Raw genomic sequence first — 20,917 nt, 5'->3', positions numbered from 1 at the left:
AGCATTCCGCGGCGCACTTTGTGGCGTTGGCGTCATTGTTCACTATTTCTGAGAAACACAACTTGAATAAAATGCTGTTGGCAAATTCAGGACCGACTCATTCGACCAGAGGGCTTCAGGGTAGTCGGCGAGAATCTGGCCGATCAACGAATGAAGTTGTCCAAAATTTCTCGTATTTCATCTTTGGATATTCGCTTGGAGTTAAGAATTGACTCAAGGTCGCTTTTTGTCAAAGGATAATCACGTAAAAGTTTTAACAAATCCTCTTTGCTGGGCGCAACAGCATCAATAGGATCAATTTCAGTGGGGTCGCTCAAGTCATCCAGCTTTAATGGCATGCGATCAATATTTATATATATCTTGTATCGCGTAAAACCTTCCGGGTAAGATTTGTCAAAGTACAAAACAGTGCCTTTTGGAAGCATGTGGGTATTTTTTGAAGCCGATTCACTTGATAATATTAACGGGTATTCTAATTTATGGATTTTTGTCATTGTTTTATGCTCCGGTGCGAAGTGATTTACAGAAAGGCATAATATGAAAGTTATGGCGCTGGCGCCAATAGCGATTCCAGTTTTATTCATTTTCCGTTGCCATAAATATCTACTCGTAGAGGTTTGACCGGTTGTCCTGTATTTAAGAATGCCAACAGATTTGCTGGTAAAAATAATCGGGATGATCCCCCTTTTGCTTTGAGCGCCATTCTCTCAGTAAAAGTCAAAACATCCTCAGGTTTGTTGTTTTTTTCAGAGCCTTGGTCAATGTTATTAATGGCTTGTTTGGCGCCATCAATACTTAAGGTCGTGCAATTTGGTCCGAGGGCATGATAGTCCGTGGCTAGCTTATAAACGAGTTTTGTGGAGGTGCTTTTTCCTTCGATTTTTTTTCCTGATTTTATTAGGCAATCAAAGTATATATTCGATAAAGAGGCTTGGTGATCAAATATTGAATATACAAATCCTGTTGTTTTTCGCTGCAGGGCAATTTCCCCGCTTATATAAGGCTGAAATGAATTCCACACTCTAAGTATCCCCTCGCCACTTTCGCCAAAAGTACCACTAATTTTTCCATAGCGGCCGAAGTCGTATGTTAAATCCGAATTTTTGGTTTTAATACGCAACGCAGTGTGACCGTATCGGTGCTCCTCTCCGGAGGGGTCAGTATATGGTCCGCCCACCAAGATATGCATTTCTGCGCTTGGTTTCAGTTTGTCGTCGACAACACTCTTGGGCGTATCGTTGGTCTTCGCTTGAAAGGGTTTCTGTCCTCCTGCCATGTCATGTCTCGCTGGGTGGCATTTCACCCCAATATACTTTTACTGTGCTCGGCTCGGCAGATCCGATGCGCATGGTTTTTCCTTCTTGGTCAGTAAATCCATAGAAGACCTCGCCATCTCCTGTCACCATTTTGTATGGCATCTCGGCAATAGGCTGCCCAGTTTCAGAATGCAGCGCACGAATTTGTTCATCGAACACCTTCGCCCGTGAATCCGGCAACCCCTCCACCTGGGCCGGGTCACTCCCCGGCCCCATAAACGCATTCCCACTCCCCTTGACCGAGAAATTCCCCGGACAAGCGAAGGTGATATTGCCCCCCTCCAGCGTCACGGAAGACTGCCCGGCTTGCAGGACGATCTTGTCCTTGGCCAGGATGTGAATCTCGTCATTGGTGCTGGTCACGGTCAGGGATTGATCGGCGAGGATTTCCAGCTGATCGGTATTCGCCTGAATGGTGTGTGTTCCAGCCTGGGCAAAGCTCTTGATCCCGCCGGCGTGACTGAACCAGCTGGCGCCTTGTCCTACTGCCGTCGACACCGTATACGCACTGGCGATATGCATATCCTGCTGTGCCGTCACATGCAGATTGGCCCCAGCGAAGAGCAGGGTACTGGCCGGGCTGGCCAGGCCGATATCGCCCGGTGCTTCGGCCAGGATGAACGGTTCAGCATAACGCTCAGTCGGATCGCCCAGTTCGCGGCTCCCCGGTTGCGCCTTCTGGGCCGCCTGCCCACCGACACTGCCGGAGAATTTGCCTTGTTGCTTGGGATCGATGCCTTCGATAAATTTCGTTTGCGCCGCATTCGCCTTCAGCGGCAAGGCCTGTTGCTGGCTCGCCGCATCGGACAAGGCCTTGGCCGTTTCTTCAGCTACCTTCAACTGCGCCACGGTTTCGGCCACATCCATTTGGGTACTTTGGGCATTCGGGCGAGCTGTGGCTGAAATCAGGATGCCTTCGCCGGCTCGCACCGCTAGCCAGCCATCGGTTCTCAGTTCAAAGCCGCTGCCGCGCCAAGCACCTCGGCTGGCGCTTTCCGGGGCTTGGTGCACCAGATGTCCCAATCCGAGCTGGCCGGCATTCTCGCTGGTGGCCAGACGGGTGCGCAGTTGCCCCGGTGCATCATCGACCACCCACTGGTTATGGCCTTCCTCGTGGTTGTGGCTCATCCAGCCTGACAGTACACCGGGGTGATTGGCATTCGCCTCGTGGCCAGCCGAGAAGGGCGGCAGGTCCGCTCCGTTATAGCTCTGGCCAACAATCACTGGTCGGTCGATATCACCGTCGAGGAAATCGACCAGAACCTCGTTACCGATCCGGGGCAGGAAATGGCTCCCCCAGTTCGGACCCGACAGCCATTCGGCGACGCGCACCCAAGTGCCGGATTGGTCGTTGCCCGGTGCATTGCCGGTCTTGCCGGCGCTTCGCCCGTTCGGGCCGGTTGCGGAGATACCGCCGGTGTTGGGTGCTTCACCGCGCTGCCAGTGAAACTGGATCTTTATCCGGTGATCGCGCTCGGTGGTGATGACCTGATCGGATAAGCCAACCACCAGCGCGGTCTGCGGGTGGGCCGCCGGTTTGGCCAGCAGCGCGGAGACGACCGGGATCGACGCTGGCTGCGCATTTAGCGTATTGCGATAACTACCGGCCTCGACCTCGGTGCTGCCCAACAGCTCGGCAGCACTGGCGCCTAGATTGTTGGCTCCGTGATGATCAACGGACAACACCTTGAAACGCGACTCGTCACTGACATAGGCCTCATGCTGGGTCAGCGTGATGACGGTTCCTTCGGCTAATTGACGAACGCTGCTTTCACCGGCAAAGCGGCGATAGTTTGCTTCGATGGCGGCGAGCGCCAGGTCGGTGCGCAACTGGGCGGCAGCGCTGTCTTCAAAGCGGTAAGGGCGGGAGGCGTCGTGGATTTCCAGCCGGGGCAAGGCGCCGTTGTCATGGCTGCTCTGAGCCTGGGCACCGGTCGCGACCAAGGTCTTGTAGTCCCAGCCGGCCAGCGACACGGCGTTGGGCAGGGCAGTGCGGATTTCATGCCACTGTTGCAGAGTGTCCGACGCCTCCGTTGCGTTGTTGCGGTGGAAACGGATGGTCGGTTGTACCCCATCGGGCAGCTCGGTCTCCCGGTCGAAGACGATCAACTGGTGGCGGGCGTGGGTGGCATCGTCACCGGCTGCGGCGGATTGGTCGTGTTCGAAACGGAAGGAGAGGCCTTCTTCGGAGAGCAGGCGATGGATGAACTCGAAATCCGTTTCCCGATACTGGGTTGCCACGCTATGGGAGCGTAGCGACTGGGTCACCTGATTTGACCAATGGGCTTCCGGGTAGTCGGCCAGAATCTGGCCAATGATATCGATGACCGTTTTGTCCTGAAACAGGTAGCAGTCCCGACGCTGGGCCAGGAAGGCGAGGAAGGGCTCCATGATCAGGCGGTAGCGGGCCAGCCCGCCATCGGCACCGAGTTGCATGGCTTGCGTCACGTAGCCGTGCCAGGAGCGCTTGCTGCCGTCGGCCTGCAAAAGGCGCAGGGTGATCTCTTCGCCGATCAGTGGCTTGAGGTCGAAGTAGGCGTTGGTTGAGACGCAGTCGATTTCGAAGCGGAAGGATTCAGAGATGGCTTCGCGACCATTGAAGCGTTCGACAATCAAGGCAGCGTCAGGCAGGGCAGTCTTGAGTTCGAGCAGGCGGGCGTGCTGGTTGAACAGGGGGTCGAGGAGGAGCTGAGTCATGGCTGGCTGATCAGGGCAGGGTGATGGTCAGCGTTGGCGCCCGAGGGGCCAGTTGGACAATGTTTTTGAAGGGTGACAGGGTGTTCTGGACCGTGCTGCCGGCATGCCAGTCAAGGCCGATATAGGCGACTAGGCCGAGTAGCGCTAGTACGGAGGTGATGACCCAGAAAGGAATGTCGCGTTTGATGGCGTTGGAGATGGTGTCGGGAGCTGCCCAATTCGGGGCGAACGTCGCTGCCTTGCCCTTGATGTGGGCGATTTGCTCGCCAAGTTGCAATGTCAGGTATTTGAGCTTTTCCGGACCTTCCAGCAGGTAGCGCCCTTTGAAGCCGATTAGCAGGCACATGTGGAAGACTTCGAGGGCGTTGATCCGGCTGGCGCCACCATTGCGTGCAATTTCAAGCTTGTCAAAAAAATGTTCGCCGGCCAGCTGGTCGCCGAATAGCACCAGCTGCAAAGGGCGGCGTTCCCAGACATCGCGAATGTTCATCCTGGAGGAAAGAACGGACTCGTCGATCGCCGCACAGAAAGCGTACTTGGCATCGAAAATGTCTTCGGCATTGAAGTTGTTTTTCTTGGCTGCCCGCTCGAACTGGTCAAGAAATTTCTGGATGTTTCCGGAGAATTCGTCAGGATCCTTCGGAACGCTGCGGTTGTTGAGCAGGATCAGCATGTAGAAGCCGTCGTACAGCAGGTCGACAAGGTTCTTGGCCGGACGATCAGTGACTGAGTCGTCTGGGCGTGTACTCGGAGCGATGGAAAAAAGACTGGGGGCTGTGGTCATGGCGTAACGGCAATCAATTCAATGGTGAGATCCCGGTAACTTTCCGGGGCGTAAATCATGATGGATTGGGCTTTGAGCATTCGTTCGTAAAGCGGGCCGTGGGCATCCAGTGCGAAATAGCAGGCGCCGGGACGAACCGGAATGGCGGCTGGAACTTGGGCGGCATGGGTCAGGCGAACGCCGGACATGGCGGAGAGTACGAGTTTTTCGACATCGTCCGGGGCGCCCAGCTTGATGCGGAAAGGAATCGACTCGATGATTTCGGACTGTGGATGCGCTGCCGTGATCGAAAGGTAAAAAGCTGTTTCGCTATTGATCTTTTCGGAATCCAGATGGCCGGCGTAGAACGCCGGCTTGGGCTGAGTCAGAGAAATCGCGAAGAAACGGGTGGAAATCACGGTGTCGAGCAATTCGCGCAAAATCTGGTCGATACGGGCAAAGCCAGGGCCGGGCTGCAGGTGGTCGTAGCTGGGCAGGTCGTTCAGGGTATACGCCTTGGAAAAGGTCATCAGTCCACCGGCCAGGCGCAGCAATTCCTGGAATAGTCGTTCCGGTGAGGTGTCCGGGTTGCGGAACAGGTGGGTCAGCGTGGCGCAGGCACTACTCGCCGTGTGGAGCAGCCAGAAGGAGGCAATGTCGCCGGAGCGGAATTCGATCACGTTTTTTGATGGCTCTCGATGAAAGCCATAAAGCGCATCTACCTTGGCAAGAAGGGCATCAATCTGCCGGCGGAGCAGCGTGTATAGATTGGGGGCGCTACGCAGGCTGATCGACGGCGGAACAAAAGAGGGATCAACTTCAAAACCGTTGCTGGAAGTGCGGCGAATTCGTGCGACAGGCAGCGTCAGGAACTGGTCGCGATTCTCGTTGGCGGATTTAAGGTGCGAAATTTGGCTGAGCGTGGCGATGTCGGCTTCGGCTGCCTCGGTATAAAGATCGGCCCTGTCGCGGGGAACGATCAGATAACGAGCCTGGCCCGAGTCGGAAACGTCTTCAGCACAGTTGCCGCCATGGGCGTTCAGGTGATGCAGCGCCAGAAAGAACTCGGTAGCTCCGTCTTCGTCGACGGCAGCATCCAGAGCCAGAGGGGCGGGTAACTGGTCAATATCGGGAGCCGTGAAAAAATTTCCATTGGCAAAAACTGCATCAATGCGGTTGAAGCGCAGTACCCCGTTTTTCAGCGAATCGAGATCGAGATCCAGGTCGCGCATGCCCCAGGCGAAGGGGTTGGCCGAGAGCAAGGTGCGCCGGTTCATGGCGTCGGTTTGGATGTCCTGCTGTTGGAAATGCTGTGGACGAAGAAAAAGCCCTTCACCCCAGAGAATTTTTGCGTTGTTCATTGTTTCAGTTTGTTAAGAGTTGCATTGGATGCCGACCAGTGATCGCACTGATTCAGGGCTGATTTCGGTGACCAAGGCGCCTTTGCTGGCGCTCAGGGCACAGGCGTGCGCCCCGATGGTGATTCCGCTATCGAATGACTGCTTGCTGTCGAAAGCGAGTTTCCATCTGGACGAATACGGCGCGCGAAACATGCCAACGACACCGATCGTTGTGGCATCTCCGGGAATCTTTAGAACAGCGTCGTAGGATTTTCCGGGGAGCAGAATAATTTCACGGACTGAAATCAACTCATCGCCAAGAGCCTCCTTTTCGCTCTCGGTGGAGGTTATCTGCGGGTAGGTGAGTGTTTTAAGGCGTTCAGAAGAACGCAAAACGTAAATCTTGATGACCAGGGACAGCGGTTTGCTGTTGCTAGTCAAATTTAACTGATCACCGGCAAAAATCCTTATTGGCAGATCTTTGGTGATTTTGCTTTGGTCGCCATTGTCTTTCTTGGTGACGCCCGTCGCTTCGAGAACCATCCCCACAGCGGTTCCGGCCATCTGCAAGGCGGAAACCTGAGCACAGCCGGAAAGCAGCATGGATAAGAACATCACGGCTGCCAACTGGGTGCTGAAAAACCGTATCGGTGTTGCAATTGTCATTGAAGGTGCATTAATTATTGAAATTGGCTAAAAATCATATAAATGAGAAACGAAAATATGCATATGTGTTGATAATTGCCGAGTTCGTAATGTACTATTTCGGTTTCATCTAAGCAAACCAAATGGCATGTTATACGCCATTTGGCATACTCAGGAGTCTGAATGTTTACCTTTAAACGTCTGTCAGTTGCACTTGTTTTCAGTGCCTCGGTGGCGATTTCTGGTTGTGCCGGCAACAAGCCATCGATGAGCCAGGAAGAGTTTTCTGCTGCAATGGCTCAATCCAGCATGAGCGTAGATTCCTTGTTGGAAAAGGGTAACCAGGAGGAAGCGGTAAAAGTTCTCGGTGATTTGGCAAAAAGGAATCCTGGGCGAAAGGAACCTTGGATACGCATGGCCAAGGTGCATTTCGACGCCGAGAACTACGCGCAGGCGATTGTTGCGGCCGAAGAGGCTTTGCAGCGCGATGGTACGGATCGATCGGCAAAAAGTATTCGTGCTGTCGCCGGCTTGAGGGTGGCGGCCCAGTCTTTGACTGATCTGCGTGGAGATGTCGAGTTGAAAGGTGATGCTCGCTCTGATGCCGTTGGCTTGGCCAAGGTCATGCGCGATACCTTGGGCGAGGATGTGTTGGTTCCGCCAGGTGAAGAGAAGAAAAAGAAGGCGATACCTGTAGCTCGTCCCAAACCAGTGGCGGCAACAACTCCCAAAAAGGCCAGCGCGGCGGCGGATACCGCGCCAGCGGCATCTGGTGCCAATCCGTTCAGCCTTTTGAAGTGATTTTTTAAGTTAATTATTGATCGGCCCTGAGGCGTTTTTCGCTTTGTGTGGCCGGCTGGATATCCATACCGGAGGGTCTTGTGGCGAAAAAAGAGAGTGTTCAAAAGCGGTTGCAAAAGGTTCGTCCGCCGCGCGTTCAGCTAACCTACGATGTTGAGATCGGCGATGCCCTCGAGGTCAAGGAGTTGCCCTTTGTGGTTGGCGTACTAGGGGATTTTGCTGCCCAGTCAAAAGAGCCGCAGGGCAAGGTTCGCGATCGCAAGTTTGTGAACGTTGATATGGACAATTTCGACGATGTCATGGAAGGCATGGCGCCGCGCGCTGCATTCCGCGTCAAGAACCGACTGACCGAAGCCGGTGGCGAACTGGGCGTCGATATCAAGTTCGAAAAATTCGAGGATTTTCGCCCGGAGTCTGTGGTTCAGCAGGTTGAACCGCTGCGCAAGCTGCAGGAAGCGCGGGCCAAGCTGGCCGATCTCCGTAACAAGCTGGCCGGCAATGAAAAGCTTGAAGATCTGCTGAATGATGTCCTGAACAGCACCGAGCAGTTGCAGAGTCTGGGCGGCAAGACGAACGCAGGAGACGGACAATGAGCGCGCAGGCTGCAGTTGCCTCCGCGCCGGCCAATGCTCGCGAATCGGGCCTGCTCGACCAGATCATCGAAGAGAGCCGTGTCGCCCAGTCCGATCAGGAAAAGAACCGGGCCCGCGACATTATCAGCGAACTGGTCAATCAGGTGCTGGATGGCGAAGTGGTTGTTTCCGAGAATCTGGCAGCATCCCTCGATGCCCGCGTGGCCGAACTCGATCGCCTGATTTCCGAGCAGCTAAGTGAAGTGATGCATGCTCCTGAATTCCAAGCCCTCGAAAGTGCCTGGACCGGTCTGCATTACCTTTGCAAGCAGACCTCGACTGGCCAGCAACTCAAGATCAAGCTGTTCAACGCTTCGAAGCGCGAATTGGTCAAAGATTTCAAGACAGCCATCGATTTCGACCAGAGCGCCTTGTTCAAGAAGGTTTATGAAGAAGAATTCGGCACTTTCGGTGGTGCGCCGTTTGGTACCTTGATCGGTCAGTACGAAATCAGCCGTCAGCCCGAGGATATGTACTTCGTCGAACAGATGTCGCATATCGCCGCTGCCTCGCATGCGCCGTTCATTGCTTCCGCCGCGCCGCAGTTGTTCGGCCTGGAGTCACATACCGAACTCGGCAAGCCGCGCGACATGGGCAAGGTGTTCGATACCGTCGAATACGCCAAGTGGAAGTCCTTCCGTGAGTCCGAGGATTCGCGCTATGTCGGTCTCGCCTTGCCACGCTTCCTCGGCCGATTGCCCTATAACCCGATTGATGGCGAAGTCACTGAGGGCTTCAATTTTGTTGAAGAGGTTGATGGTACTGATCACGACAAGTACCTCTGGTGCAATGCCGCCTTTGCCTTTGCGGCCCGTCTGACCGATGCCTTCGAGAACTATGGCTGGTGTGCCGCGATTCGCGGCGTTGAAGGTGGTGGCCTGGTTGAAGATCTGCCGACGCACACCTTCCGCACCGACGACGGTGAAGTAGCACTCAAGTGCCCGACGGAAATTTCGATTACCGATCGTCGCGAAAAAGAGTTGAGCGATCTTGGCTTCATCCCGCTGGTTCATTGCAAGAACACAGATTACGCGGCGTTCTTTGGCGCGCAATCAGCGCAGAAGGCAAGAAAGTACGATACCGACTCGGCCAATGCCAATGCTTCGCTGTCCGCCCAGTTGCAATACATGTTTGCTGTGTCCCGTATCGCTCATTACATGAAGGCGATGATGCGCGACAAGATCGGCAGCTTTGCTTCCGCGGCCAATGTGCAGAACTATCTGCAGCGATGGATTGATCAGTATGTAACCGCCGACGATTCCGCTTCCCAGGAAACCAAGGCGCAATTCCCGCTGCGCGAGGCTTCCGTGGAAGTCAGCGAAGTGCCGGGTCGCCCTGGTGTTTATCGGGCCGTGTCGTTTATCCGGCCACATTTCCAGCTGGATGAGCTTTCGGTATCGCTGCGTCTGGTTGCCGAGTTGCCGCAATCGACCAAGAGCTAAGCGTTGTTTAACCTCCAAGGAGAAAGTAAGAAATGAAGGATATTTACGTCGAATTCAAGGGTAGTGACATCAAGGGCGATTCCCGCGATGCCAAGCACAAGGACACGGTTGAGGTTTACAGCTGGAGCCACACCATGCGCCAGCCGAAGTCGGCAACGGCATCGGCTGCTGGCGGCCATACTGCCGAGCGCGTCGAACACGGCGAAATGATCTTTACCAAGGATATCGACGGTTCCAGCCCGAAGCTGTATCAGGCTTGTTCGTCCGGCCTGGTGGTCAGCGATGTCATCATCTACTTCTACCGCGCTTTCGGTGGTCAGAATACGACCGGCAATCCGTCGGCTACCCAGAATCGTCATCAGTACCTGAAGATCGAACTGAAGAATGTCATCATCGCCTCGGTTTCCCCGGCTGTTGATGAGGAAGGCATTCCCAAGGAAAGTTTCTCGCTGAAGTATTCCGCCGTGAAGTGGACCTACGACGAGCTGAACATCGACGGTACCAAGTCCGGCAAGGTCAATATCCAGGGCGCCTGGAACCTGGCCAAGAACACGCCGAATCTGACCTGATAATCATTTTTGTGGAATCCACGGCGGAAACTCGTTTCCGCCTTTTTTATGATCAAAGGTTTTGAGCCTTCCCTGTTCGATAAATTATTCGACGATCAGCCCGTTGGGGCTGCCCGGCGTCGTCTGTCGCTTGAGCAGTTGAAGGACTCGGTCGCCCGTGATCTTGAAGCGCTGCTCAATACACGGGTGGTGCTCGATGATGGGTTCGAGACAACCTACCCGCTGACGATGCGCTCGGTCGCCGGTTTTGGTTTGTCCGACTTCGCCGGGCTCAGCCTGGCTAATGTCCATGACCGACGTCGAATCTGCGCTTCGATCGAATCGGCCATTGCGGCTCACGAGCCGCGCTTGCGTGAGGTTCGTGTCGATCTTGAATTGCATCGAAAGACGGTGAACGCCCTGTATTTCTCAATCAATGCCGTGCTGGTCGTCAGGCCAGCCCAGGAACCGGTCAGTTTCGATGCACTGCTGCAGCCGACCAGCCTGCAGTATTCCGTGACCCGGCACCGTCCGCGGCTGGGGGGCTAGGTGGAAGATCTGCTGCCTTATTACGAGCGAGAGCTGGCGTTTTTGCGCCAGCATTCCCGCGAGTTCGCCGAGCGCTACCCGAAGCTTTCTGCACAGTTGTTGCTGTCGGGCGAGGGCTGCGACGACCCGCATGTCGAGCGGATGATCCAGTCCTTCGCGTTGCTGACGGCGCGGGTTTCCAAAAAGCTGGAAGACAGCTACCCGCAATTCACTGAAGCACTGCTCAACGTCCTCTACCCGCACTATCTGCGGCCGTTTCCGAGTTGCTCCATCGCTCATTTCGAACATGGCGGCGGTGAGCTGACCTCAGTTGCGACCATCTTGCGGGGAACAGAGTTGCAATCCCGACCGATCAAGGGTGCCGTCTGCAAGTTCCGGACGGCATGGGATGTTCAACTGGCGCCGGTTTCCATTGGCGAGCTGGCATTCGATCCGGTGGCCAGTGCGCCCAGCGAAGTACGTCTGCCGGTCGGTTGTAATGCCATTCTTTCGTTTTCGCTTACCTTGCGTGGCAACAACCCCGAGGCCGGGCTGGGCAAGCTCGAGAAGTTGCGGGTCTATATCGATGCCGAGCCGTCGGTCGCTTCGGCGCTGCGCGACGCCATTTTCCTGCGCAAATTGAAAGTTTATGCCGTCGGTGCAGACGAGCGCTGGCGTATCGCGCGGGAGAAGCTGATCAGCGAGGTCGGCTTTGCCGATCAGGAGGCGCTGATCGACATGCCGGACACGTCACACGGCGCCTATCGCTACCTGACCGAGTATTTCTGTTTCCCGGAGAAATTCAATTTTTTTGATATCAACATCGGCGAGATTCCTTCCGGCTTGCACGCCGAAGGGAAGATATCCCTTCACATCGCGCTCGGTGATCTGCGGGCGGACAGTGATGCCTCCCGTTTGCTGCAAACGCTAACCACGCAGAACCTGCGCTTGGGTTGTGTGCCGGTAGTCAATCTGTTTGCCCAGCGGGGTGATCCGATCCGGATCAGCAATCGCCAGACGGCCTATCCGGTGGTTGCCGACGGGCGACGGGCTTACGCCTACGATGTTTATTCGATTGACTCGGTCCGACGAGTCCGCCAAAGCGCGCAGGGCGAAGCGATTACCGAGTTTCGCTCCTTCTTTTCGCTGCGCCATGGCGAAACCCCGGAGCGCAACGGCTATTACTGGTATGCCCAGCGTGATCACCTGGTTGCAGAAAGCAGCCCGGGTTACGAAACCTCGCTGTCCATCGTCGATGCCGATTTCGACCCGGTGCAGCCGAAGACCGACGTGCTCAGCCTGCAGCTGACCTGCACCAATCGCGAATTGCCGACCTTAATGTCAGTCGGCATGCCGTCCGGCGACCTGTTTCTCGAAGGCGGCTCGAGCGTTCGTTCGATCAAGCTGCTGCGTAAACCGACTCAGCCCTATCGTTTCGATCATCGACGGGATGGTCAGTGGCGGATCATTTCGCATCTGTCGCTGAATCATCTGTCGCTGACCGGCAATGGTCTCAAGGCATTCCAGGAGATGCTGGCGCTCTACGATCTGCCGAGAACGGCGGCCAGCCGCCGGCAGATCGAAGGCGTGCTCGATATCGAGCAGCGAGACAAAACGGTGTGGATGGCCGGAAAACCGTTTGCCTGCTTTGTGCGAGGCCAGGAGGTTCGCATCACCATTGACGAATCCAGCTTCGTCGGCAGCGGTCTTGATGTGTTCGTTCGCTGCATCGACCGCTTCCTCGGCCTGTACGTCAGTCTCAACAGCTTCATTCAACTGGTTGTGGTTTCCAATCGAACCGGAGAGGAATTGATCCGATGCGCACCTCGCAACGGCGACTCGATCCTGGCCTAGTCGATAGCACCCTTGAGGCGCCGGAACGCTACGAGTTTTTCCAGCTCGTGCGTCTGTATGAAAGCGTCTTCCGGAAAACGGCCCGGACAGCCGGTGGCGATGTCGTCAACGAGCGGATTCGCTTCCGTAATTCGTTGCGTCTCGGCTTTGCACCCAGCCAGGTCGACGCCATGGCACCGAGTTACCGGATCGATGAAGAAGGGCTGGCTACCGCCGATCTGGAGCGGGTCGAGATCACGCCAAGTTTCATGGGTATGCTGGGCGTCAATGGCACGCTGCCGATTCATTACACCGAGCAGGTCATCAACCAGGCGCGCTTCAAGCGTGATGACTCCGGGCGGGCATTCCTCGATCTGTTCACCAATCGCTCGGTTGGTCATTTCTACCGCGCCTGGAAGAAATACAAGCTGCCGATCCAGTATGAAACGGATCGGCAGAACCGTTTTCTCCCGATTATTCTGGCGCTGAGCGGACTGGGCTTTGATGCCTTGCGTCAACGCATGAATGAAGGACCAGGCGCCATCGACGATGAGTCGATTGCCTTCTTTGCCGGCCTTTTGCGGCAGCGGCCGGTCTCGGCCGAAACCCTGCAGCGCGTGATCAGCGGCTATTTTCGCGAAAGCGTCGAAGTTGAACAGTTCGTCGGGCATTGGTATGCCATTCCTGCTGAGCAGCGCTCGACGCTGGGTGGCCACAACGTCGTACTGGGCGGCAACGCCCTGGTTGGCGAACGGGTCTGGCAGCGTAATTTGCGACTGCGCATCCATATTGGCCCCCTGCGTCACGAGCGCTACCTGGCCTTCCTGCCTAATGGCGAGCTGGCTGCCGCCCTCAAGAAAATCCTTACGCTGGCGACGGGCGGCCAGTTCGAATACGAAATCTGCCCGATCCTGCGCGCTGCCGATGTGCGCCCGGCCGGCCTGGGCGCTGCGAACGGCTGCCGCCTGGGTTACGACAGCTTCATGCTGACTAGTCCGGAAACAAACGACCGCAGCGATACCCGCTATCTCACCAATTTCATTCACTAAGACAACGAACGACCGCGATGAGCACCTCCCTGAAAACCCTGATCAGCAAACTGAATAGCACCTGCCGCCAGGCAGCCGAACGCGCCGCCAGTCTGTGCATGTCGCGCGGCAATTACGAGGTTGATCTTGAGCACCTGTTGATCGCGATTCTCGAAAATCCCGGGGCAGACCTGCTGGTCATCGGCAAGCGTTGCGGTATCAGCCCGACCGGCCTGGAGCGCGAACTGAACCAGGAAATCGACCGCTTCAAGACCGGCAATACCCGGACGCCGGTTTTCTCGACGCACATTCTCAAGCTCTTCGAACAAGCCTGGCTGATCGCCTCGCTCGATGCCCGCCTGCCGCGCATTCGTTCCGGCCACCTGTTGCTGGCGCTGCTGACCGAGCCGGAGCTGTCGCAACTGGCTTTCCGTGGTTCCAAACTGCTGGGCAAGGTTCGTTTGGACGAACTGAAGCACAACTTCGACCAGATGACCGAAGGCTCGGCCGAAGCGGCCGAAGTAGCCGGCCTGGCAGCGTCGGCTGAGGGCGGAGATGAATCCGACCCCTTGCTCGCCGGTAGCCCGCAAGGTGGCAAGACACCGGCGCTTGACCAATTCACCACCAACCTGACGCAACGGGCTCGCGATGGCAAGGTTGATCCGGTGATCGGCCGTGACAGCGAAATTCGTCAGGTGATCGACATCCTGATGCGGCGCCGCCAGAACAATCCGATCCTGACCGGTGAGGCCGGTGTCGGCAAGACCGCCGTTGTCGAAGGGTTGGCCTTGCGCATCGCCCAGGACGATGTGCCGCCACCGCTGCTCGGAGTCGAACTGCACACGCTGGACATGGGGCTGCTGCAGGCCGGCGCCAGCGTCAAGGGCGAGTTCGAGAACCGCCTGAAAAACGTCATCGATGAGGTCAAGAAGAGCGTCAAGCCGATCATCCTGTTCATCGACGAAGCCCACACCATGATCGGGGCAGGGGGGCAGTCCGGCCAGAACGACGCGGCCAACCTGCTCAAGCCGGCGCTGGCACGCGGCGAGTTGCGCACCGTGGCGGCAACGACCTGGGCCGAGTACAAGAAATACTTCGAGAAGGATGCCGCGCTGGCTCGCCGCTTCCAGGGCGTCAAAGTCGAGGAGCCAACCGAGATACTGGCCTCTGCCATGTTGCGCGGCATGGTGCCGTTGATGGAAAAGCATTTCGGTATTCGCGTTCTCGACGAAGCCGTGACCGAAGCGGTTCGCCTGTCGCACCGCTACATCAGCGGCCGCCAACTGCCGGACAAGGCAATCAGCGTGCTCGACACGGCTTGTGCCAAGGTGGCGCTTGGCCAGAGTGCCACGCCAGCCTTGATAGACGAAGCTGACAAGCGGCTGCTGCGCGAGCGGGCCGAACTGGCCGCCCTTGAACGCGAAGCCGCCAGCGGCGCCTGGCACGATACGCGGATCAAGGAACTCAAGGCGCAGATTTCCGCCATCGAATCTGATCTCAGCATCTTCAAGACGCGTTTTGAAGAAGAAAAAACCTTGGTCAATCGCGTTCTCGAACTGCGTGGACAGCTCGAAAATGGCGAGGTGGCCGTCGACGCCGCACCAAAACCCAAAGCCAGGGCGCGCAAGAAAGGCGAGGGCGAAGCGGTCGGTGATAGCGAACTCGACAAGGCCCTGGCGCGTCTGCGCGAGTTGCAGGGCGAGTCGCCGATGGTTCCGCTGCAGGTCGATGGTCACGTCGTCGCCGAGATCATTGCCGCCTGGACCGGTATTCCGCTCGGCAAAATGGTCAAGAACGAGATCAACACTGTCCTCAACCTGAAGCCGCTCCTAAAGGAACGGGTCATCGGCCAGGATCATGCGCTGGAGGCTGTGGCCCAGCGCGTTCGCACCGCCCGCGCCTACCTCGAAGACCCGAACAAGCCGAAAGGCGTCTTCATGTTTGTCGGCCCCTCCGGTGTCGGCAAGACCGAAACCGCCCTGGCGCTGGCCGATATCCTCTACGGCGGCGAACGCAAGCTGGTTACCATCAATATGAGCGAATACCAGGAAGCTCACTCGGTGTCCGGTCTCAAGGGCTCGCCACCGGGCTACGTTGGCTACGGCGAAGGCGGGGTGCTGACCGAAGCCGTGCGGCGCAATCCCTATAGCGTTGTCCTGCTCGATGAAGTGGAGAAGGCTCACCCGGACGTGCTGGAACTCTTCTTCCAGGTCTTCGACAAGGGCGTCCTCGACGATGCCGAAGGCCGTGAAATCGATTTCCGCAACACCCTGATCATCCTGACCAGCAATGTCGGTTCGACGCAGATCATGCAGTCCTGTCTGAACAAGCCGGCCGAAGAACTGCCGGAAGCCGATGCGCTGGCCGATGCCCTGCGCCCGATCCTGTTCAAGTCCTTCAAGCCGGCCTTCCTTGGCCGTATGAAGGTGGTTCCTTACTACCCGATCTCCGACGACGTGCTGGTCAGCATCATCGAACTCAAGCTCGGCCGCATCCGTGACCGGATTGCCGCCAACCACAAGGCTGAGTTCATCTGGGACGACAAGCTGGTCGAAGCCGTGCTGGCTCGCTGCACAGAGGTCGATTCCGGGGCGCGCAACGTCGATCACATCCTCAACGGCACCCTGTTGCCCGAGATCGCCGAGGTGGTATTGGCCCGCATGGCTGAAGGCGCTGCGGTCGAGCGCATCAAGGTAGGGGCCGGCAAGAGCGGTGAATTCAAATACGCCATCAAGTAAGCGGCGCATTCCATCGGTCAAGGAACTGGAGAGCTATGCATGTTTAACCTGAACTACGCCAACTTTGCCAATGCCTACCGGCGTTATACCGCGCTGGACAAGGATAGTCTGTTCAATACCCTGGGCTGGGCCGATAAGGTCGGTTCGTTAGGCTATGCGCATAACGGCGCGGTGCTGACCAGTCTGGCGCTGCTCTCCTGTGGCGTACCGCTCAGCGGGGCATTGCGCATCGAGGCCGGCCCGCTGGCGGGTGGCAAGGCTTTCAATGGAGCCAACCGACTCGCCGACTGGTTGAGCGTGCGTCATGAAACGCCAGAAATTTTGACACTCGACAAGGGCTTGCCTGAAGTTGCCTACCAGTTGTTTGGCCGGCGCGGCATTATTGCCTTTATTCAGGGCTCAGGCCCACAGGGTGGCTTGATCGGACTGCTCGATGGGCGAAATGCTGGCGCCTTGTGCTGTGCGGCAGAAATCAAACATCCGCTTGAAGTCCGCTTCTGGCAGCTACCTTGATCAGCTATATATCCCATTGGCTTAATAAAATTCGTTTAACATATCGCGTTGGGCTCGATCCGGTTTTCGATGAGCTGCTCAAAAGTTCATCCTGCCGTTTATTTACACCACACCAACCGTTGATTGCATGACCATGAACAGCTTCCTAGATCTGATTTCCGGCGGCGCCGCCTGGCGCCAGACCGACCGGCTACTGACGCTGACCACGCCGGCCGGGCCGGATGCCTTGCTGGCCGAAACGGCCAGCATTGACGAAGCCCTCGGCCCGGTTGCAGAGCACGCCGGTTATCGCATCCAATTAACGGTTCTGACGGCCAACGCCGAGCAATCCCTGACCGCCTTGCTCGGCCAGCCAGCCCGTCTGGACCTGCAAACCAGTGCCTTGCGCACAGTGCGGCGGCCTTTCCACGGTCACATTACGCAAGTCACCCGTCTTGGTGCCAACGGCGGTTTCGCCCGTTACAAACTGATCATCGAACCCTGGCTCGCCTTCCTTGGCCACAATCAGGACAACTACCTGTTTCAGGACAAGAGCGTCATCGAGATCATTGACGAACTGCTCGGCGACTGGAAGTCCCAAGGCAAGCTCGTTCCCGACTGGCGCTGGGTCCTGGCTGACACCGCCGCTTACCCCAAGCGCGGCATGACCGTGCAATACCGCGAAAGCGATCTCGCTTTCCTCAAGCGTCTGCTGGCCGAAGAGGGGTTGTTCTGCTGGTTCGAACACCAGGCTGAAGAAGGCGACACCCTGGGTAAGCACACCCTGATCATCGCTGACCATAACGGTGCCTTCACCGATAACACGCAACCCCGCATCCGCTTCACCCAGGCCGGCGCAACGCTCTCCGAAGACAGTCTCGACCGCTGGCACGGCCTGCGCCAGCTCGACACCGTCGAAACCAACGCCAGCAGTTGGGATTACCGCAGCCTCTCGACCCGGCCGCAAGGCGCCCGCAGCAGTATCGACAGCGGCAGCCTACCCAAGACCGCTGCCTGGCACGACCCCGGCCAATACGCCTGGCAGAACAGCGCCCACGGCGAACGTATGCTCGGCAACCAACGCCAAGCTATCGATGCGCGAATGAAACAATTCGACGGCCAAGGCACCGTCCGTAGCGCCGCCCCCGGCACCACCTTCAGGCTGGCCGACCACCCCGAACACGACCTCGACGCCCCGGAACAACGCAAGTTCCTGATCACCGCCGTCAGCCACCAAGCTCGTAATAATCTGGACGAAACCGTCAATGGCGAACAAGGCCGGGAGCAGGGCAGCGAACAAAGCGTCGACCTCTACCGCAACCAGATCACCGCCATCCGTGCCAGCATCCCCTGGCGCCCCTTGAGCTCGGACAGCCACGGCCGGAACATCCACCCGCGCCCGACCATCAACGGCACGCTGACCGCTGTCGTCGTCGGCAACGGCCAACCCACCCACACCGACCGTGACAGGCGCGTCCGCGTCCAGTTCCCCTGGCAACGTGGTGCCCAATCCGCCGGGCGCAGCGAACACCCCACCGGCGCGGACAACGGTCCGGCCAGCGACGCCCTTGGCGTCTGGCTCCGCGTCATGACCCCCGTCGCCGGTGCCAACTGGGGCGGCCACATGACCCCGCGCCCCGGCCAGGAAGTCCTCGTCGCCTTCCAGAACGGCAACATCGACCGCCCGATCATCATCGGCACCGTCTACAACGGCAGCGGCAACACCGACGCCCAAGGCAACCAGCAAGCCGGCAGCACCCTGCAAGCCAGTGCCAATGCCCCCGCCTTCTTCGCGGGCAAGGAAGCCGAAGCCCACACCCACAACGCCAGCCTCTCCGGCCTCAAAAGCCAGCAACTCAATGCCAGCAAAACCGGGCAGGGCGGCTACAACCAACTCGTCTTCGACGACACCCCCGGCGAATCCCGCATCGAAGTCTCTACCACCGAATACCAGAGCATTCTCCAACTCGGCCACCTCAAACAACAAAGTGACAACGCCCGCCAAGCCGACCGTGGCCACGGCGCCGAACTGGCGACCCAGTCTGCCAGCGCCATACGCGCCGGCAACGGCCTCCTGATCAGTGCCGATGCCCGCCCCAATGCCAGCAGCAGCCACCTCGACAGCCGCGAACCCATCGCCCAGACCCAGGACGCCCAAAGCCTGACGCAAAGCTTGGCGGAGGTCGCCGCCAAACAAAACGCCGCCCTCAAAGGCGACCCCCAAGCCGACAAACTCCCGGCCAGCGAAGCCCTCAAACACGCCATCGACGTCATGAGCGCCACCGCGACTCAAGGCCAAACTCAAGCCGGCAGCGACACCATCAAAGCCACCCTCGGCGGCACCGGTACCGTCCCCGCCTGGTCAGAACCGCGCATTCAATACAGCGCCCCGGCCGGCATCGCCCAACTCACCCCGCAAAACCACATCCTCGCCGCCGGCAAACACCTCAGCATTGCCACCGGACAGGACACCAACCTCATCGCCCAAGGCCACCACAGCCTCTCCGTCAAGGATGGCATTGCCCTCTTCACCGTCGGCAAAGCCAAGGGCAAAAACAAACCCAACACTGAAACTGGCATCCACCTCCACGCCGCCAGCGGAAGCGTCAGCCTGCAAAGCCAAAGCGGCAAAACCACCGGTGCTGCCGACAAGAAAGTGACGATCGCCAGCACCACCGGTAACCTCAACGCCAGTGCCAAACAACACATCCTCGCTATGGCCCAAGGGGCTTACCTGAAGATCGAGGGCGGGAATATTAGCCTGCATGCACCGGGCAAGGTGGAACTGAAGGCGAGTCAAAAGAATTTGACGGGGCCCAAGAGTGCTTCAACAAACTTGCCGGCCTGGAACGTTGGCGAACTGAACTTGGCCAATTCTCCTGAGCGAAAAGCAACCTGCCTCCAGGCGGCAAGCCGTAGCGGCGCTGCATTCGTTCAACTGGATAAGTAACTATGGCGTGGCACTACGAATGCATCCCGGCCCAAACGCCGGATACGTTGGCGGCCTGGCTTTCAGAACCGGACCAAACTGACCGCTATGCGCTCATTGACGCCCAGCGTTTGAGTGCTGCACAGATTCAAGCAGTCGATAGACATCAATGGGGTATTGCCGTCAATTTGTACGGTGATCTCGAAGGCACGGCGATCGCCGCTATGGGGCCGAGGCTGGTTAAGCTTCCCCGCGAAGAGATACCCAATATTGTTCAGCTGGCGCTGGCGAGCCGATCCGTCAGTTTCTTGATTGGAAAATGTGATTTCTCGACGCTGTCAGCGCATCTGCAAGCAATACGCGAGGTAGAGATTCCCAACCGGACGGCGGTGCTGTTTCGCTATCAGGATATTCACGTCACTGCCGTGCTCTTTCCAATTCTTCCATCGGGGGAAATGGCACGTTGCCTTGGTCCGCTCTCCGCATGGGCTGTGCCGGATGCCTGCAACAAACTTCATATCATTTCGGCAAGCGGCCAACAACGAAGCAGCGGTTCGTTGCGCTTCGATCAGAAGACGGTTGAAATTCTTGAGGACCGCCTGTTCGTGCATGCTGCCATAGCTCAGGTCAATGATGCGGATAGCCTCCTGCTGGCCTCCTACAGTGAATGCGAAGCAGAAACCTTGGTCCGGGAACGTATCGAAACGGCCAGATCATTCGGCCTTGAGCAACGAGAAGACTTGGCGCTGTATTGCGTACTAAGCCTGCAATTTCCGCCCGGTTTCGAGAAAGAGTCACCGTTTGCCGAGGCAATCCACTATCGGGATAAAAGCAAGCCGTCCTTTGGTGCAGCCTTGGATGATGCATCCTCCGAAGTTTGGATCCGATGGGATGATCGTTTGAAAGACAAGGAGTAATGATGGGATTCTCTCGAATACTTCAATCCATTTTTATGTTCATGGTTATTCTTTTGTTGTCAGCCAGTTTTTCTGCGCTGTTGGGCTATGGGGTGCTGGAGGTTATGCCGTGTCACTGGTTCGGCTCGTCCTTTGAGGGTACTTGCGGCTATAGAGCAATGTTTTTCACCGTCGCGGGTGGCCTTGTTCTGACCTTCGTCCTCACTACAATCGGAATGGCGAAGTTTTTAGGCGTGATTCCGCCTCGCAAAGGCAAGGAGAAATAAAC

Annotated in this window: 18 protein-coding genes; 12 read left to right on the top strand and 6 right to left on the bottom strand. The window is 57.3% G+C overall.

Translation table 11 applies throughout. The annotated features are described in order from the left end of the window. Window positions 1-143: 143 nt before the first annotated feature. The 6 genes from DARO_RS11255 to tssJ are packed head-to-tail and all read right to left on the bottom strand — an operon-like array spanning window position 144 to window position 6,719. Window positions 144-584, bottom strand: coding sequence for a hypothetical protein (locus DARO_RS11255; protein ID WP_011287925.1), 441 nt, complete (start codon window positions 582-584; stop codon window positions 144-146). Then, entirely contained in the window at window positions 581-1,276 is a 696-nt protein-coding gene (locus DARO_RS22285) for a hypothetical protein (RefSeq protein ID WP_083761523.1), read from the bottom strand. Before DARO_RS22285 ends, DARO_RS11255 begins: the two co-directional genes overlap by 4 nt. Before the next feature lies 1 nt (window position 1,277). Further along, window positions 1,278-4,013 (bottom strand): type VI secretion system tip protein VgrG, encoded by a 2,736-nt coding sequence (locus DARO_RS11250; protein ID WP_011287923.1) that lies wholly within the window; start codon window positions 4,011-4,013, stop codon window positions 1,278-1,280. 10 nt (window positions 4,014-4,023) lie between these two features. Continuing rightward, complete coding sequence (gene icmH, locus DARO_RS11245) at window positions 4,024-4,797, bottom strand: type IVB secretion system protein IcmH/DotU (protein ID WP_011287922.1); 774 nt, start codon at window positions 4,795-4,797, stop codon at window positions 4,024-4,026. Then, window positions 4,794-6,137 carry a type VI secretion system baseplate subunit TssK gene (tssK, locus tag DARO_RS11240; protein ID WP_011287921.1) on the bottom strand — a complete coding sequence of 448 codons (1,344 nt, stop codon included), beginning with the start codon at window positions 6,135-6,137 and terminating at the stop codon, window positions 4,794-4,796. The genes icmH and tssK overlap by 4 nt, the downstream gene beginning before the upstream one ends. A 12-nt stretch (window positions 6,138-6,149) precedes the next feature. Beyond that, complete coding sequence (gene tssJ, locus DARO_RS11235) at window positions 6,150-6,719, bottom strand: type VI secretion system lipoprotein TssJ (RefSeq protein WP_011287920.1); 570 nt, start codon at window positions 6,717-6,719, stop codon at window positions 6,150-6,152. Between the two features lie 225 nt (window positions 6,720-6,944). Between tssJ and DARO_RS11230 the strand changes: the two genes are divergently transcribed. From DARO_RS11230 to DARO_RS11175, 12 genes are all read left to right on the top strand, one after another. Continuing rightward, entirely contained in the window at window positions 6,945-7,562 is a 618-nt protein-coding gene (locus DARO_RS11230; protein ID WP_011287919.1) for a tetratricopeptide repeat protein, read from the top strand. A gap of 80 nt (window positions 7,563-7,642) precedes the next feature. Then, window positions 7,643-8,155, top strand: coding sequence for a type VI secretion system contractile sheath small subunit (gene tssB, locus DARO_RS11225; RefSeq protein ID WP_011287918.1), 513 nt, complete (start codon window positions 7,643-7,645; stop codon window positions 8,153-8,155). Then, window positions 8,152-9,636: a type VI secretion system contractile sheath large subunit gene (gene tssC / locus DARO_RS11220; protein ID WP_011287917.1), complete on the top strand. Its 1,485-nt coding sequence runs from the start codon at window positions 8,152-8,154 to the stop codon at window positions 9,634-9,636. The genes tssB and tssC overlap by 4 nt, the downstream gene beginning before the upstream one ends. Before the next feature lie 32 nt (window positions 9,637-9,668). Then, window positions 9,669-10,205: an Hcp family type VI secretion system effector gene (locus DARO_RS11215; protein ID WP_011287916.1), complete on the top strand. Its 537-nt coding sequence runs from the start codon at window positions 9,669-9,671 to the stop codon at window positions 10,203-10,205. A 48-nt stretch (window positions 10,206-10,253) separates the two neighbouring features. Further along, a complete protein-coding gene (gene tssE, locus DARO_RS11210; protein WP_011287915.1) occupies window positions 10,254-10,733 on the top strand; it encodes a type VI secretion system baseplate subunit TssE in 480 nt (159 codons plus the stop codon). Next, on the top strand, window positions 10,734-12,566 hold the full coding sequence (gene tssF, locus DARO_RS11205) for a type VI secretion system baseplate subunit TssF (protein WP_011287914.1): 1,833 nt from the start codon (window positions 10,734-10,736) through the stop codon (window positions 12,564-12,566). It begins immediately after the preceding gene. After that, a complete protein-coding gene (gene tssG / locus DARO_RS11200) occupies window positions 12,530-13,594 on the top strand; it encodes a type VI secretion system baseplate subunit TssG (protein WP_011287913.1) in 1,065 nt (354 codons plus the stop codon). Before tssF ends, tssG begins: the two co-directional genes overlap by 37 nt. A 17-nt stretch (window positions 13,595-13,611) precedes the next feature. Then, window positions 13,612-16,311: a type VI secretion system ATPase TssH gene (gene tssH, locus DARO_RS11195; protein WP_011287912.1), complete on the top strand. Its 2,700-nt coding sequence runs from the start codon at window positions 13,612-13,614 to the stop codon at window positions 16,309-16,311. A gap of 39 nt (window positions 16,312-16,350) precedes the next feature. Next, a complete protein-coding gene (locus tag DARO_RS11190; RefSeq protein ID WP_011287911.1) occupies window positions 16,351-16,824 on the top strand; it encodes a type VI secretion system amidase effector protein Tae4 in 474 nt (157 codons plus the stop codon). Window positions 16,825-16,957: 133 nt separating this feature from the next. Beyond that, entirely contained in the window at window positions 16,958-19,753 is a 2,796-nt protein-coding gene (locus DARO_RS11185; protein WP_157037195.1) for a type VI secretion system Vgr family protein, read from the top strand. A gap of 2 nt (window positions 19,754-19,755) precedes the next feature. Further along, complete coding sequence (locus DARO_RS11180; RefSeq protein WP_011287909.1) at window positions 19,756-20,649, top strand: DUF4123 domain-containing protein; 894 nt, start codon at window positions 19,756-19,758, stop codon at window positions 20,647-20,649. Between the two features lie 2 nt (window positions 20,650-20,651). Next, window positions 20,652-20,915, top strand: a complete 264-nt coding sequence (locus DARO_RS11175; protein ID WP_041224345.1) for a hypothetical protein — start codon at window positions 20,652-20,654, stop codon at window positions 20,913-20,915. The last annotated feature ends 2 nt before the right edge of the window (window positions 20,916-20,917 follow it).

Source organism: Dechloromonas aromatica RCB (assembly GCF_000012425.1).
Note: the sequence above shows the minus strand (reverse complement) of the source record. Positions and strands in the feature narration are given on the sequence as shown.